This is a genomic window from Actinocorallia libanotica (assembly GCF_039525175.1).
Lineage (GTDB): Bacteria > Actinomycetota > Actinomycetes > Streptosporangiales > Streptosporangiaceae > Actinocorallia > Actinocorallia libanotica.
Map to the genome: position 1 here is coordinate 89,086 of NZ_BAAAHH010000013.1, position 14,342 is coordinate 103,427.

General features: G+C 70.7%; 13 protein-coding genes. 10 read left to right on the forward strand and 3 right to left on the reverse strand.

Annotated features, from left to right (window positions below; genetic code table 11):
• Positions 1-133: 133 nt before the first annotated feature.
• Complete coding sequence (gene gad / locus ABD140_RS17595; RefSeq protein ID WP_344241933.1) at positions 134-1,504, reverse strand: glutamate decarboxylase; 1,371 nt, start codon at positions 1,502-1,504, stop codon at positions 134-136.
• A gap of 145 nt (positions 1,505-1,649) precedes the next feature.
• Here gad and ABD140_RS17600 point away from each other — a divergent pair, with 145 nt between their 5' ends.
• The 8 genes from ABD140_RS17600 to ABD140_RS17635 all read left to right on the forward strand — a co-directional run bounded on the left by ABD140_RS17600 (position 1,650) and on the right by ABD140_RS17635 (position 11,574).
• Entirely contained in the window at positions 1,650-3,293 is a 1,644-nt protein-coding gene (locus ABD140_RS17600) for a bifunctional aspartate transaminase/aspartate 4-decarboxylase (RefSeq protein WP_344241934.1), read from the forward strand.
• A gap of 4 nt (positions 3,294-3,297) precedes the next feature.
• Positions 3,298-4,983 (forward strand): aspartate-alanine antiporter, encoded by a 1,686-nt coding sequence (aspT, locus tag ABD140_RS17605; protein ID WP_344241935.1) that lies wholly within the window; start codon positions 3,298-3,300, stop codon positions 4,981-4,983.
• A 76-nt stretch (positions 4,984-5,059) separates the two neighbouring features.
• Positions 5,060-5,569, forward strand: coding sequence for a sigma-70 family RNA polymerase sigma factor (locus ABD140_RS17610; RefSeq protein WP_344241936.1), 510 nt, complete (start codon positions 5,060-5,062; stop codon positions 5,567-5,569).
• On the forward strand, positions 5,562-6,353 hold the full coding sequence (locus ABD140_RS17615) for a hypothetical protein (RefSeq protein ID WP_344241937.1): 792 nt from the start codon (positions 5,562-5,564) through the stop codon (positions 6,351-6,353). The genes ABD140_RS17610 and ABD140_RS17615 overlap by 8 nt, the downstream gene beginning before the upstream one ends.
• Before the next feature lie 103 nt (positions 6,354-6,456).
• The gene (locus tag ABD140_RS17620) at positions 6,457-8,286 is read left to right on the forward strand and encodes an APC family permease (RefSeq protein ID WP_344241938.1); all 1,830 of its coding nucleotides are present in this window, start codon (positions 6,457-6,459) and stop codon (positions 8,284-8,286) included.
• Positions 8,287-9,105, forward strand: a complete 819-nt coding sequence (locus ABD140_RS17625) for a MerR family transcriptional regulator (RefSeq protein WP_344241939.1) — start codon at positions 8,287-8,289, stop codon at positions 9,103-9,105.
• Entirely contained in the window at positions 9,102-9,617 is a 516-nt protein-coding gene (locus ABD140_RS17630) for a GyrI-like domain-containing protein (RefSeq protein WP_344241940.1), read from the forward strand. Before ABD140_RS17625 ends, ABD140_RS17630 begins: the two co-directional genes overlap by 4 nt.
• A 295-nt stretch (positions 9,618-9,912) precedes the next feature.
• Positions 9,913-11,574, forward strand: a complete 1,662-nt coding sequence (locus tag ABD140_RS17635; RefSeq protein ID WP_344241941.1) for a TlrC/CarA/OleB/SrmB family ABC-F type ribosomal protection protein — start codon at positions 9,913-9,915, stop codon at positions 11,572-11,574.
• A 56-nt stretch (positions 11,575-11,630) separates the two neighbouring features.
• On the opposite strand, the gene ABD140_RS17640 is transcribed toward ABD140_RS17635, so the two are convergent.
• Positions 11,631-12,326: a YqeB family protein gene (locus tag ABD140_RS17640; RefSeq protein WP_344241942.1), complete on the reverse strand. Its 696-nt coding sequence runs from the start codon at positions 12,324-12,326 to the stop codon at positions 11,631-11,633.
• A gap of 66 nt (positions 12,327-12,392) precedes the next feature.
• On the reverse strand, positions 12,393-13,025 hold the full coding sequence (locus tag ABD140_RS17645) for a TetR/AcrR family transcriptional regulator (RefSeq protein WP_344241943.1): 633 nt from the start codon (positions 13,023-13,025) through the stop codon (positions 12,393-12,395).
• Between the two features lie 144 nt (positions 13,026-13,169).
• Here ABD140_RS17645 and ABD140_RS17650 point away from each other — a divergent pair, with 144 nt between their 5' ends.
• Positions 13,170-13,376 carry a DUF4287 domain-containing protein gene (locus tag ABD140_RS17650; protein ID WP_344241944.1) on the forward strand — a complete coding sequence of 69 codons (207 nt, stop codon included), beginning with the start codon at positions 13,170-13,172 and terminating at the stop codon, positions 13,374-13,376.
• 38 nt (positions 13,377-13,414) lie between these two features.
• Positions 13,415-14,266 carry an alpha/beta fold hydrolase gene (locus tag ABD140_RS17655; RefSeq protein WP_344241945.1) on the forward strand — a complete coding sequence of 284 codons (852 nt, stop codon included), beginning with the start codon at positions 13,415-13,417 and terminating at the stop codon, positions 14,264-14,266.
• Positions 14,267-14,342 lie beyond the last annotated feature (76 nt).

The window sequence follows — 14,342 nt, forward strand, 5'->3', positions numbered from 1 at the left end:
TCGCCCCGTCACCGCGGAAAGAGCACTTGCGCATGCCGAGACGAGACCGAGACGCGCCGTTGGGCGACGAGAGAAGAAATGCCGCCCGAGCCGGGCACGGCCCCATGGGCGGTGCCGACGCCCACGGCGCCGTTCAGTGGTGGAACCCCGGCTGCCGGGGCGCGCCCGTGCTCCCGCTCTTCATCAGCCGGGCCAGGGAGCGTTCGAGGTCGTCGCCGAGGAGGGCGATCTCGTCCTTGCCGATGCCGTGCCGGACGAGGACGCGCTGGACCGTCACGTCCTGGCGGTCGGCGGGCAGCGGGTAGGACGGCACCTGCCAGCCCCGGGTGCGCAGCTGCTCGGTGAGGTCGTAGAGGGTGAAGGGCATGTCGCCTTCAAGGGTGTAGCAGACGGCGGGGAGCGCGCCCTGCCCGTCGTAGAGGAGCTTGAGCGGCCCCATCGCGGCGATGCGCCGGGCGAGGTAGCCGGCGGTGTCGGCGCACGCCTGGTGGACCTTGCGGTAGCCCTCGCGGCCCAGCCGGACGAGCATGTAGTACTGGACGACGACCTCGCCGCCGGGCCGTGAGAAGTTGAGCGCGAACGTGGGCATGTCGCCGCCGAGGTAGTCCACCTGGAAGACGAGGTCCTCGGGGAGGAGGTCGGCCGCGGCCCACACGATCCAGCCGCAGCCCAGGGGCGCGAGCCCGTACTTGTGGCCCGAGGCGTTGATCGAGGCGACGCGGTTGACGCGGAAGTCCCACACGAGGCGCGGGTGGAGGAACGGCGCGACGAATCCGCCGCTGGCCGCGTCCACGTGGATGGGGACGTCGAGGCCCGTCTCGGCCTGGATCCTGTCGAGTTCGGCGGCGATCTCGGCGACGGGCTCGTAGTCGCAGGTGTAGGTGACGCCGAGGATCGCCACCACCCCGATGGTGTTCTCGTCGACGTACTGGGCGAGCTGGTGCGGGCGCAGGCCCGTCGCGCCCTGCTCCAGGGGGATCTGGCGGAGCTCGACGTCGAAGTAGCGGGCGAACTTCTCCCAGCACACCTGGACGGGCCCGCAGACGAGGTTCGGCCGGTCGGCGGGCTCGCCCCGGGCCTCGCGCCGCTGCCGCCACCGCCATTTCAGGGCGAGGCCGCCGAGCATGGCCGCCTCGCTGGAGCCGGTCGTGGAGCAGCCGACGGTGTCGTCGGACGCGCAGTTCCACAGGTCGGCGAGGAGCTGCACGCAGCGTTCCTCGATGGCGGCGGTCTGCGGGTACTCGTCCTTGTCGATCATGTTCTTGTCGAGGCACAGATCCATGAGCTCGCGCACCTCGTCGCTGTTCCACGTGGTGCAGAAGGTCGCGAGGTTCTGCGCGGCGTTCCCGTCGAGGAGGAGCTCGCCGCGGATCGCCTCGAAGACGGCGCGCCGGTCGCTCTCCGCCTCGGGGAGCCGCCGCTTGGGGAGGGTCCGCTCGCTCAGCGGCATGCTGAACACGTCGTCCAGCGGATCGGTCTTGACTCTCACCCGGTGCAGCGCCATGCCGGTCCCCTACCCCCTCCCCCGGCAGGCCTCCCGCCGGACCGGGCGAGGTGCCGGAACCTCTACCTCGTCTTGACCACGCCTTCTGTCTGCTTCGCCCAACGAACGGAAAAAAGCCGGAAAGGACGTACGGGAGGAAGCCGGGATGGGCGAGATCAGGGACGACGTGCCCCGCGCCACGCAGAAGAGGCTGGAGGGGCTCAGCCCGTTCGAGCTGAAGGACAGCCTCATCGAGGTGGCCGAGGAGAACGACCGGAAGAACGCCGTCGCGCTGCTCAACGCCGGGCGCGGCAACCCGAACTGGATCGCCGTGGAGCCGCGCGAGGCGTTCCTGCTGCTCGGCCGGTTCGCCCTGGACGAGGCGCGCCGGACGTGGCGCCAGGGCGAGTCCCTGGCCGGGATGCCGGGCCGGGACGGCGTCGCGGGGCGGTTCACCGAGTTCCTCGACCGGCACCGCACCGAACCGGGCGCGGCGCTGCTCTCCCGCGCCTTCCAGTACGGCACCGGCCGCCTGGGCTTCGACGCCGACGCGTTCGTCCACGAGCTGGCCGACGGCTTCACCGGCGACAACTACCCGGTGCCCGTCCGGATGCTGCACCACTTCGAGCGGATCGTCCACGCCTACCTCGTGCGGGAGATGTGCGGGGGCCGGGAGCCCGAGCAGCCGTACGACCTGTTCGCCACCGAGGGCGGCACCGCGGCGATGTGCTACCTGTTCGACTCCGCGGTCATCAACCGGATCCTGAAGCCGGGCGACCGGATCGCCCTGATGGTCCCGATCTTCACGCCCTATCTGGAGATCCCGCGGCTCGCCGAGTTCGGCTTCGACGTGGTGGAGCTGCGGGCGTCCAAGCGCGACGCCGACGGGCTGCACCTGTGGGAGTACGAGATGTCCGAGCTGGACAAGCTCCGCGACCCCTCCATCAAGGCGCTGTTCTGCGTGAACCCGTCGAACCCGCCCTCGGTCATGCTCCCGCCCGCCGCGCGGGACCGGATCGCCGAGAACGTCCACACCGCCAACCCGGACCTGGCGATCATCACCGACGACGTCTACGGCACGTTCGTGAACGGGTTCGTCTCGCTGATGTCGGTGCTGCCGCGCAACACCCTGGGCGTCTACTCCTTCTCCAAGTACTTCGGCTGCACCGGCTGGCGGCTGGGCGTCATCGCCGTCAACCGCGACAACATCTTCGACAAGCTGATCGCGGCGCTGCCCGCCGCGGACCGGGCCGAGCTCGCCGAGCGGTACGCCTCGATCACCCTGGAACCGGAGGAACTGCGGTTCGTCGACCGGCTCGCGGCCGACTCGCGGATGGTCGCGCTCAACCACACCGCGGGCCTGTCCCTGCCGCAGCAGACGCAGATGGCGCTGTTCGCGCTGTCCGCCCTCACCGACGAGGAGAACGATTACAAGCGCCGCTGCCAGGGCCTCATCGCCAAGCGGATGGCGGCGCTGACGGAGAGCTGGGACATCCGCCCGCCCGACAACCCCGACTCCGCGCACTACTACGCCGAGCTCGACATCCTCGTCTGGGCCGAGAAGAAGCACGGGAAGGCCTTCGCCACCTGGCTGCAGAACAACCACGAGCCCGTCGACATCCTCTTCCGGCTGGCCGAGAACTACTCGGTCGTCCTGCTGCCCGGCGGGGGTTTCGACGCTCCCGAGTGGTCGATCCGCGTCTCGCTGGCCAACCTGCCGACGGAGTCCTACGCGAAGATCAGCACCTGGCTGGAGGAGACCACCCGGTCCTACAAGGACGAGTACGACCGCTCGCACAGGGCCGGGTGACGCGTTGCAGTGGTTCCAGAAACTGCTCCAGGGCACTCCCGAACTGGCCCTCTTCCTGTGTCTGGCCGCCGGTTACGCGATCGGCCGGGTGAAGGTGTGGAAGCTGTCGCTCGGCGGGATCGCCGGCACGCTCATCGTGGCGATCCTCGTGGGGATGGCGGGCAAGGTCACCCTCAACGACCAGGTGAAGAACATCGCCTTCGCCCTGTTCATCTTCACGCTCGGCTATCTGAGCGGCCCGTCGTTCTTCGCCAGCCTCAACCGCCGGAGCCTGCGCTACGGGGTGTTCACCGTCATCGAGGTCGTCTCCCTTCTGGCGATCACCGCGGTCTCCGTCCTGCTCCTGAACCTGGACGCGGGCACCGCCGCCGGGCTGATGGGCGGCGGCGCCACCGAGTCGGCCGTCGTCGGCACCTCCACCGACGCCATCGCCAGGCTGGACCTGCCGCCCGACCAGATCCAGACGCTCCAGGCCAACGTCGGCACCGCTTACTCGATCTCCTACATCTGCGGCCTCATCACGATCGTGCTGCTCACCAGCCAGATCGCCCCGGCGGTCATGCGGATCGACCTGCGGACCGAGGCGCAGCGGCTGTGGGCGAAGATCGGCGGCGGCGCCGAGGACCCCGGGCAGGCGACGGCGCTGCCCGACCTCGTCGGCCGCGCCCACACCGTGACCGTCGCCGACGGCTCCACGGTCGCGGCGGTCGAAGGCTCGCTGGGCCCGCACGCGACGGTCGAGCGGGTCGTCCGGGACGGGAAGCGCGTCGACTTCGCGCCCGGCACGCGCCTGCGCGCCGGGGACGTCCTCGTCCTCATCGGCCGCCGCGACCCGATGATCCACGCCGAGGAGCTGATCGGCCCGGAGGTCGCCGCGCACGGCATGGACTTCGACCTCGACGTCGAGCAGGTCCTCCTCACCACCAAGGCCGCCCAGGGCCTGACCCTCGGCGACCTGAAGAAGCACGTGCCGCCGGACGCGCACGGCGTCTACCTCACCGGCGTCGCCCGCATGGACCACCAGCTCCCGCTGCGGGACGGCACGGAGCTGCACACGGGTGACGTCGTGCGTCTCACCGGCGCGAAGTCCGACGTCAGAACTTATGCGGGGAAGGTCGGTTTCCTCCTGAACACTTCGGTCAAGGCGGACTTCGTCTTCATCTCCCTCGGCGTCACCCTGGGCTTCCTCATCGGCAAGATCGAGGTGCCGCTCGGCGCGGTGCCGCTGTCCCTGGGCACCGGCGGCGGCTGCCTGCTGTCCGGCCTGCTCTTCGGCTGGCTGCGCGCCAAGCACCCCACGTTCGGCCAGTACGACCCGGCCGCCGCGTCCGTCATCAAGGACCTGGGCCTGGCCACCTTCATCTGCGCCGTCGGCCTCACCTCCGGGCCCCAGGCCGTGCAGCTCATCGAGAAGTTCGGCGTGGCGCTGCCCATCGCCGGCGTCCTCATGACCCTCATCCCGGCGTGCGTCTCCCTGACCGTCGCCTGGAAGCTCATGAAGCTCCCCGCGCCGCTCGCCCTCGGCTCCGTGGCCGGCCAGCAGTGCTCCACCCCCGCCATCACCGCGGTCCAGGGCATCGCGGGGAACGCCACGCCCCTGATGTCGTACACGATCGTCTACGCCCTCTCCAACGTCGTCCTCCCCCTCCTCGGCCCCATCGTCGTGGCCATGTCCCGCTCCCTGGGCTGATCCGTCCCGCCGATCGTCCGCAACCGGATCCCGCGGCCCCGCGTGTATTGGACGACATCCGAGCCAAGGGGGCGATGTGGCGGACGAGGAGAGTTTCGCCGAGTTCTACCGGGGGGCCTATCCGGGCCTCGTGATCGAGCTCTACGCCTACACCGGCGATCTGGGCGAGGCCCAGGAGGCCGCGCAGGAGGCGTTCGCACGGGCGTGGCCGCGCTGGGACAAGGTCGGCTCCTACGACAGGCCGCGCGCCTGGGTGGCGCGGGTCGGCTACCGGCTGGCCGTCAGCCGGTGGCGCAAGGCGCGCAACGCGCTCGCGCACCTGTGGCGGCAGGGTCCGCAGCCCGACGCCGCACCGCCGGACGTCGTGTCGGTGGCGCTGGTCGACGCGCTGCGCCTGATCCCGGAGAAACAGCGGCGCGCCGTCGTGCTCCACCACATGGGCGGCTACTCGGTCGCCGAGATCGCGGCCATGAGCGGCGCCGCCGAGGGGACGGTCAAGTCCTGGCTGTCCCGCGGCCGCCACCGCCTCGCCGAACTGCTCGCAGACGAGACGGACGAGACAAAGGAGACCAGCCGGAATGCGTGACGTCGATCCCCTCTTCCAGAAGCTGCGCGACGGCATGCTCCCCCGGGTGACCGGCCCCGAGCCCGCGAAGATCATCTCGCGTGCCCGCGCCCGCACCTCCCGGCGCAGGCTGGCGGCCGGCGCCCTCGCCGCGTCCGTCGCGGTGAGCCTGGTCGCCTTCCAGAACCGCCAGGAATCCCCGCCCCCGGTGCTGACGTCGCCGAGCGCAACCGCGACCGCGTCCGTCCAGGCGAGGCCCCTCAAGCCCAAGGACCTGCTCTACGCCGCGGAGGCCGCCGAGGGAGACCGGCTGCGCTGGTACACCAGCACCGATCTCGACGGCGGCCCGCTGTACATCCAGGTCTGCGGCGGCGGCACCGAGGAGGAGTCCGACCCCCTCGGCACCGAGATCCCGGGCACCGCGCAGCGCCTCCTCGTCACCTACAACGGCAACGCCGAAATGGGCAACGAGATGACCTCGACCAGCCGCGGCGAACAGGTCATCGTCTTCACCGACGAGGAGACCGCCATCGAGACGATGAACGAGATCGTCACCGGGGCCCAGGACTGCGCGCCGGGAGCCGTCCTGGGCTACCCCGAGATCGGCGACGACGCGATCAGCTCCTCCTGGACCGAGCCCGGCAGCGCCGAACCCCAGCGCGGCAACGGCGTCGCCGCCAGACAGGGCCGCGCCATCGTCGTCTACGGCGACATCCGCAACAACGGCCGCCCCCTGGCCACCCTCACCGACCACGAACGCGACACCTGGAAGACGGTCGAGAAACTGAAGTCCCTCGGCTACTGACCCGCGGAAGTCCCTGTCCCACCTTGACCGGGCCTTTTGCCTGTTTCGTCAGACGACTGGAGAGAAGCCCAGAGAGGGTGGACGCCGTGTGTGAGGAGCCTGGATGGCCGTCGGGAGGACGCCGGTGCGGGGACAGCGGCTGCCGCTCCGGCACGGGGAGGGCGACAAGCGGCATCTGACGAGCCTTCAGGGGTTGTCGGCGCTGTCGTTGGACGCGCTCAGTTCGGTGGCGTACGGGCCTGAGCAGGTCGCGATCGTGCTGGCCGCGGCGGGGGCCGCCGCGGTCGGCGCGACGCTGCCGATCACGATCGCGATCGCGCTGCTGCTGATCGTGCTGGTGCTCTCCTACCGGCAGGTCATCGCGGCGCGGCCCGAGGGGGGCGGCTCCTACGGGGTGGCCAAGCAGGAGCTGGGGCGGCGGGCGAGCCTGGTCGCGGGGGCCGCCCTGATCGTCGACTACGTGCTCACGGTGGCGGTCAGTCTCGCCGCGGCCGCCGCGAGCCTCGCGTCCGCGTTCCCCGTCCTGCGGCCGTACCTGGTGGAGACGTGCCTGGTGGGGGTGCTGCTGCTCACCGTCGTGAACCTGTACGGGATCTCCGACAGCGCGCGGGTGCTGATGCTGCCGACCGCCCTGTTCATCGTGGCGATCCTCGGTGTGGTGGTGCTCGGGCTGGCGCGTTCCGAGCCGGCGGCGTCTTTGGGGGCGCCCGAGCGCGTCCCGGTGACCGAGGCGCTGACCGTGCTGCTCGTCCTGCGGGCCTTCTCCTCCGGCTGCTCCTCACTGACGGGGGTGGAGGCCATCGCCAACGGCACGCCGATGTTCCGCGAGCCGCGGGTCAAGCGCGCCCAGCGCACGGAGGTCATGCTCGGCGTGCTGCTCGGCACGATGCTCGTCGGGCTGGCCGTGCTCATCCACCGCGACGAGGTGCTGCCCCGGGAGGGGGTGACGATCCTCGCCCAGCTCGTGGCAGGCTCCTACGGGACGGGGTGGGCGTTCTACGCGACGAACATCGTGGTCGCGGTCGGGCTGGGGCTGGCCGCCAACACCAGTTTCGGCGGGCTTCCCGTCCTGCTGAGCCTGCTGGCCCGCGACAAACGCCTGCCGTCCCTGTTCGCCCTGCGCACCGAGCGCCCCGTCTACCGGTACGGCGTCGCCGCCGTGGGGCTGCTGGCCGCGCTCCTGCTGATCGCCGTGGACGGCGACACGCACCGGCTGATCCCGCTGTTCGCCGTCGGCGTCTTCATCGGGTTCACCATCAGCCAGGTCGGCATGGTCCGGCACTGGCACCGGCTGCGTCCGCCGAACTGGGCCGGCAAGGCCCTGCTCAACGGCACGGGAGCGGTGCTCACCTGCGTCGCCGCCCTGGTGCTGCTGTTCTCGAAGTTCACCGAGGGCGCCTGGATCGTCGCCGTCGTCATCCCCCTGTTCGTCCTGCTGTTCGTCCGGATCGAGCGCTACTACACCGAGGTGGCCGACGAGCTGGGCGTCGGCCGGCTCCCCGCCCGGCCCGACCGTCCCGCCGCCGCCTCCGATCCCGGCAAGAAGGTCGTCATCCCGGTCGGCGGCCTCAACGCCCTGACGGAGCGGGCCGTCAGCTCCGGCCTTGCCTTGGGCGGCGAGGTCGTCGTCGTGTCGGTCTGCTCGACGCCCGAGGAGTGCGCCGCCCTGCACGACGCCTGGGACCGCTGGAACCCCGGCGTCCGGCTGGAGGCCGTCCACCACCCCGGCGACGCCCTGATACGGCCGCTGCTCGACCACATCCGCCAGGTGGAGAAGACGGGCTACTGGACCATCGTCCTCATCCCCGTCGTGGTGCCCCGGCGTTTCCGCTACCAGTTCCTGCACAACCAGCGCGGCCTCTTCCTCGCCGAGGCGCTCAAGGCGCACACGAACGTGATCGTCTGCCTGCTCCCCTTCCACCTGGAGCCGTGAATGGACTCTCCCCCCGTGGGAGAGCCCATGCTGGAGCACGTGGACGGAGATCTTCTGCCGATCGGGCAGTTCGCCCGGCTGAGCCGGTTGAGCGTCAAGCAGCTGCGGCACTACGACGAGCTGGGCCTGCTGGCGCCTGCGTACGTGGACGCCGATTCCGGCTACCGCTACTACCGGCGTTCGCAGGCCAGGCAGGCGTTGTCGATCGGGCTGCTGCGCTCGCTGGACGTACCGCTTCCCGTCGTCGCCGAGGTGCTTTCGGGTACGGCGGACGCCTTGGACGGGGTGCGTGAAGCCCTGGAGGCGGAGCTCGCGAGACGGCGGCGAACACTGGCGACGCTGGAACGTGTGATCGCCGACGGGTTGCCCGCCCTTCCCATCAAGGTCGTCACCGAGCCGTCCAGGCCCGTGGTGATGGTCCGCGAGCACGCGGCTGGACCTGCTGACGTCTCCCGCGCCACGTCGGCGGCGATCGCACGGCTGCTGCAAATCTCGCCTCTGACCGGCCCTCCGCAGCTGATCGGCCTGTTCCCGGTCGAGCTGAACGACGCCTTCGAGGTGCGCGCCGCGCTCGTCGTGGACGATCCGGCGGGTCTCCGAGACGTGGAGGTGTTGCCCGGCGGGTCGTTCGCCTGCGCGACGCATGTCGGCCCCTACGACCAGATCCCGCTCACCACCCACGCCGTCCTGGCCTGGTGCGCCGAGCGGGGGCACCCGCTGCGCGGGCCGATCCGCGAGGTGTACGTCTCCGACCCGGCCACCACCGAGCCCGACCGGCTCGTCACCCACCTGATGATCCCTTTGGAGGAACGAGCATGACCCCGACGATCGCCACCCACGGCCCCGTCACCTGTCTGAGCGTGACCGGCCTGGGCGAGCCCGGCGGCGGCGAACACGGCGCGGCCATCCGCGCCCTGTACACCGTGGGCTCCGCCCTGGGCGTCGAATTCGGCGCGATGGAGGGCCAGTGGTGGGTGGAGGACGAGCGTCCGGCACTGCAGGTGCCGCGTGAGGAGTGGCGCTGGCACCTCCTTCTGCCGCTGCTGACCGACCCGCAGGAAGGCGCCCTGGAGCAGGCGCGCGAGGCCACCCGCCCCTCGGTTGCCGCCGTCGACCGCGTACGGCTCGCCACCATCGTCGAAGGGCGGTGCGTGGAGCTCCTGCACGAGGGGCCTTTCAGCGAGGAGCACCTGTCGCTGAAGATCATGGATGAGTTCATGGCCGAGCACGGGCTGACCGTCAACGGCCCGCACCACGAGATCTACCTGACCGCCCCGGACGTCCCTTTGCCCCGTACGCTGCTGCGCCAGCCGGTGCGGTCGGCGGTCTGAATATGAGTTTCGGCCGGTGACGGGTCCTTGCTACATTGCCGATATGGGTTATCTCTTCTACCTGTGATTCCGCCCCGGGAGTCCGGGCACCGGGAGCGTTCTCCGCTCCGGTAGCCGTTAAAGGTCCCCGGTAGGACGGTGATGCGGCGTTCTCTGCCGCCCGTACGGCTCTGCCGTTTTCCGCCTCCGCTCATCCCCGCGCCGCTGAGCGCGGGTGCCGAGGCGTGCCCTCCTCCGCCGTGGACCGCTCCCTCCGCAGGCCAGTTGTCCTTTCTTCCGAGACGGCGGATCACCCATGCAGCATTCCCACCCCATCGCCCCCATCGCCACCGGCTCCTTCCAGGTCGTTCTCGACGACGTCGTCCGCGCCCCCGGCGGCCGCCCGCTCCTGGACGGCGTCCACCAGTCCGTCTCGCTCGGTGAGCGGATCGGGATCATCGGCGAGAACGGGACGGGCAAGTCGACGCTCCTGCGCATGCTCGCGGGCATCGACCGCCCCGACAGCGGACAGGTACTCGTCCGTGCCCCCGGCGGGGCCGGATACCTGCCCCAGACCCCGCAACTGCCGCAGGACGACACCGTCCAAGACGCCATCGACCACGCCCTCGCCGACCTGCGTGCCCTGGAACGCGGGCTGCGCGCGGCGGAGCAGGCTCTCGCAGAAGCCGCACCGGACGAGCTGGAAGGCCTGCTGGCCGGGTACGGCGACCTGCTGGAGGCGTTCGAGGCCCGTGACGGTTACGCGGCGGACGCCCGTGTCGAGGCCGCGATGCACGGACTGGGCCTGGCGGGCATCACCGGAGACCGGCGCCTCGGCAGCCTCTCCGGCGGCGAGCAGGCCCGGCTCAACCTCGCCTGCATGCTCGCCGCGGCACCGCAGCTCATGCTCCTCGACGAGCCCACCAACCACCTCGACGTCGCCGCCTTGGAGTGGCTGGAAGAGCATCTGCGGGCGCATCGGGGCAGCGTCCTGGTCGTCTCGCACGACCGCGTCTTCCTGGAGCGGGTCGCCACCGCGCTGTGGGAGGTGGACGGCGAGCGTCGGACTGTCAGCAGACACGGAGGCGGTTACGCGGGCTACCTCCAGGCCAGGGCGGCCGCTCGGCGCCGCTGGGAGCAGGAGTACCAGGACTGGCTGGAAGACCTCGCCCGGCAACGCGAATTGGCCCGCAGCGCCGCCGACAACCTGGCTGCCGGCCCGCGCCGCAACACCGAACGCTCCAACCAGCGCCACCAGCGCAACGTGGAAAAGCAGATCTCCGCACGCGTGCGCCACGCCAAGGAACGTGTCCGCAGGCTGGAGGAGAACCCCGTCCCGCGTCCTCCGAAGCCCCTGCGTTTCCACGTCCGCGTCGAAGGCGGCGACGCGGAAGGCCACCGTGACGTGCTCGCCGACCTGCACAAGGTGAAGGTCGGCACCCGGCTCGACGTTCCGGCGTTCGCCGTCTCCCCCGGTGAGCGCGTCCTGATCACGGGCCCCAACGGCGCGGGCAAGAGCACCCTGCTGCGCGTCCTCGCCGGTGACCTCGTCCCCGACGAAGGAGAGAGCGGCCGCCCGCGGCGCTTCGGCTGGCTGCCCCAGGAAACGGAGATCACCGACCCGGACCAGAGCCTGCTCGCCGCCTTCGCCTCAGGCCGCCCCGGTCTGCCGGAGGAGCACCGATCCGCCTTGCTGGGCTTCGGCCTCTTCCGCCCTTCGGCCCTGGACACCGCCGTCGGCGACCTGTCCACCGGGCAGTTGAGGCGGCTCGCCCTGGCCCGGCTGCTCCGGGACCCGGCGGACCTCCTGCTCCTCGACGAGCCGACGAACCACCTGTCCCCGGCTCTCGTAGAGGACCTGGAGCAGGCCCTGGCCCACTACCAGGGCGCACTCGTCGTGGTCTCCCACGACCGCATGTTCGCCCAGCGGTTCACCGGCCGCCGCGTCCGCATGGAGAACGGCCGGCTCCTGGAGTGACTCGGAGTGACTCGTGCAGAAGGCCTGCGGTCGCGACCGCAGGCCTTCGCCGTGCCCTATCGCCGGGAGGTTCTCCAGTACTGGCGGTGTTTCTCGTTCCGCACGACGACGCCGAGGCGTGCCAGTTCCGCGCGGAGCTCCCGGATGTCCCGTTCGGAGGCGTCCTCGTCCTTCAGGAGTTTCTGGCGGGCTTCGAGGATGGCGTTCGCGCCCTCCGGCAGCCCGTGGGAACCGGGGACCCAGGGGCGGAACTCGTCCTTGTGCGGGTCGGCGTCCGCCCACGCGTAGCCGTGCGCGGTGAAGGCGGCGGCGACCCGGCCGAAGCCCAGGCCGCACTCCTGCCTGTCCAGTTCGCCGCCGTCATGTCCGAGCAGGACGAGCTGCTTTCCGTCACGGCACGCCAGGACGATGGCCTCCCGGGGAAAGTCGTGCTCCCGGTCTCCGCTCACGAGGACGACATGATCGCCGGTCAGCCGGATCGTGAGCTGCTCGTGCTGGGCGATGAGCCCGAGGGCCAGTCCCGCCACCGTGCCGGCGACGGGCAGCCACGGGAGGGGGATGGACGCGACCAGTTCGGCCGGACCCTGCATCGGCGCCCAGGGCAGGGTCAGCAGCCAGTCGGCCAGGGGGCCGATCAGCCATCCGATACCGGCTCCCAACAGGAGGAAGAGGACGTAGACGCCCGCCGTGCTCCATGCCGACTCGCGGAGCACGGTGCCGCCTTCGCTGCGCAGGGTCTGCTTCTTGTCCATGGTGCCCCCTCATCCTCGCTCCGATAATAATAGACTGAGCGCTCGGTCTATTATTATCGACCGGGGTCAGAGGCCTCTTTCGATCATGTCGATCAGGAGGCGGGTGGCTTCGGTGGCCTGCGGGTCCTGGAGGCCGCGCAGCGGACCGTCGATGAGGAGGACGGCCAGGCCGTGGACGCATGACCAGACGATGAATTCGGCGCCGGGGCGGCGTTCGGGCGGGATGAGGCCGCAGGAGGCGAGGTCGTCCAGAGCGGCTGCGAGCAGTTGGAAAGGCGTCAGGCCACCGGCTCCGGCCGAGATCGCGGCTTCGGCCTGGGTCATGTCCTCGGGGACGTGGAACGCGGCGCGGAACAGGCCCGGCTCGGTGCGGGCGAAGAAAAGGTAGCCGGTGCCGACGGCGCGGAAACGGGCGCGGGCTGCGGCGGACGGGTCGTCGACGGGCGGAAGGTTCGCCTGTTCGGCCTCCATGGTGCGGGCGAGGGCGGCCATGGCCTCCAGGGAGACGGCGTGCACCAGGGCGTCGCGGTCGGCGAAGTGGCGGTAGGCGGCGTTGGGCGAGACGCCGGCGCGGCGGGTGGCCTCGCGCAGCACCACCGCGTCCGGGCCGCCCGTCCGGGCCAGCTCGACACCTGCCTCCAGCAGCGCCTGGCGCAGGTTGCCGTGCCGGTAGGTGCTCCGGCGGGGCGGGACGGTCATGGCTGGTCTCCCTTATGTGGACAGCATCCACATAAGTGTGCCATGATCGGCCCACACCAAGAAGTGGACACCGTCCACAAAGGGGAGTCCCCTGATGAGCAAGCTGGTCGCCTGACCCGCTCTCCCCGGAAAGGACCGCCTGACATGACCACCCCCGCCAAAGGCGACCCCGCCAGCTACTTCCCCGCCATCGAGAAGAAGTACGGCCGCCCCGTCGAGGAATGGCTCGACCTCATCAGGTCCTCGCCCCTCACCAAGCACATGGAGCTCGTCGCCTGGCTCAAGACCGAGCACGGCCTCGGCCACGGCCACGCCAACGCGCTCGTCGCCCACACCCGCGCGAACGGCTGACCCCCGCCGTTCCCCCTTCAGCGAGAACAGAGAACCCCATGCACGACGTTGAGACGAGAACGCTCCAGGTTCCCGGAGCCGAACTGCACTACGAGATCCGCGGAACGGGTCCGCTGCTGCTGATGATCCCGGGCGCGCCCGCCGACGCCGGGGCGCTCGCCGGACTCGCCGCGCTGCTGTCCGACCGGTACACCGTCGTCGCCTACGACCAGCGCGGCCTGTCCCGCAGCCCCCTGACGGGCGCGCCCGAGGACCAGAACGTCGAGGTCTTCGGCCAGGACGCGCACCGCCTGCTCACCGCCTTGGACAGCGGCCCCGCCTACGTGCTGGGCAACAGCGGCGGCGCGCTCACCGCCCTCGACCTGGCGGCCCGCCACCCCGAGCAGGTGCGCGCCCTGCTGGTGCACGAACCGCCCGTCCCGGAGCTCCTGCCCGACCGCGAGCACTGGCGGACGACGTTCCAGGACGTTTTGGACACCTACCGTGCCGACGGCGCGGGTGCCGCGATGCAGAAGTTCGTCGCCACCATCGAGGGCGAGCCCAGCGACCCCCCGGAGATGCCCGACTTCTCCCAGATGCCGCCCGAGGCGCTGGAGATGATGGGCCGCATCCAGGGGAACATCGACTTCTTCCTCGCCCACATACTGCTGCCCGTGCTGCGTTTCGCACCCGACCTCACCGCACTGCGCTCCAACGCCACACCGGTCGCCGTCGGCGTCGGAGCCGCCTCCCCCGAAGGCGTCCCCCTGCGTTCCACCCGGATGCTCGCGGAACTCCTGGAGACCAAGCCGATCGAGTTCCCCGGCGACCACCAGGGCCTGGCCGTCGACGCCGCCACCAGCGCCGAACTCGCCCACGACGCCTTCACCCGGCTCACCGAGGCCGGCTGACATGGTTCATCTGCCGCTTTCCGGGAGATGTTGGGACAATGTTCGAACATTTCACGGCAGAGCGGCGGCAGCTGGC

What these genes read in the sequence shown, in the direction of transcription:
- gad (WP_344241933.1), bottom strand. Translation starts at nt 1,504, where the DNA reads ATGGCGCTGCACCGGGTGAGAGTCAAGACCGATCCGCTGGACGACGTG.
- ABD140_RS17600 (WP_344241934.1), top strand. Translation starts at nt 1,650, where the DNA reads ATGGGCGAGATCAGGGACGACGTGCCCCGCGCCACGCAGAAGAGGCTG.
- ABD140_RS17615 (WP_344241937.1), top strand. Translation starts at nt 5,562, where the DNA reads ATGCGTGACGTCGATCCCCTCTTCCAGAAGCTGCGCGACGGCATGCTC.
- ABD140_RS17620 (WP_344241938.1), top strand. Translation starts at nt 6,457, where the DNA reads ATGGCCGTCGGGAGGACGCCGGTGCGGGGACAGCGGCTGCCGCTCCGG.
- ABD140_RS17625 (WP_344241939.1), top strand. Translation starts at nt 8,287, where the DNA reads ATGGACTCTCCCCCCGTGGGAGAGCCCATGCTGGAGCACGTGGACGGA.
- ABD140_RS17630 (WP_344241940.1), top strand. Translation starts at nt 9,102, where the DNA reads ATGACCCCGACGATCGCCACCCACGGCCCCGTCACCTGTCTGAGCGTG.
- ABD140_RS17635 (WP_344241941.1), top strand. Translation starts at nt 9,913, where the DNA reads ATGCAGCATTCCCACCCCATCGCCCCCATCGCCACCGGCTCCTTCCAG.
- ABD140_RS17640 (WP_344241942.1), bottom strand. Translation starts at nt 12,326, where the DNA reads ATGGACAAGAAGCAGACCCTGCGCAGCGAAGGCGGCACCGTGCTCCGC.
- ABD140_RS17645 (WP_344241943.1), bottom strand. Translation starts at nt 13,025, where the DNA reads ATGACCGTCCCGCCCCGCCGGAGCACCTACCGGCACGGCAACCTGCGC.
- ABD140_RS17650 (WP_344241944.1), top strand. Translation starts at nt 13,170, where the DNA reads ATGACCACCCCCGCCAAAGGCGACCCCGCCAGCTACTTCCCCGCCATC.
- ABD140_RS17655 (WP_344241945.1), top strand. Translation starts at nt 13,415, where the DNA reads ATGCACGACGTTGAGACGAGAACGCTCCAGGTTCCCGGAGCCGAACTG.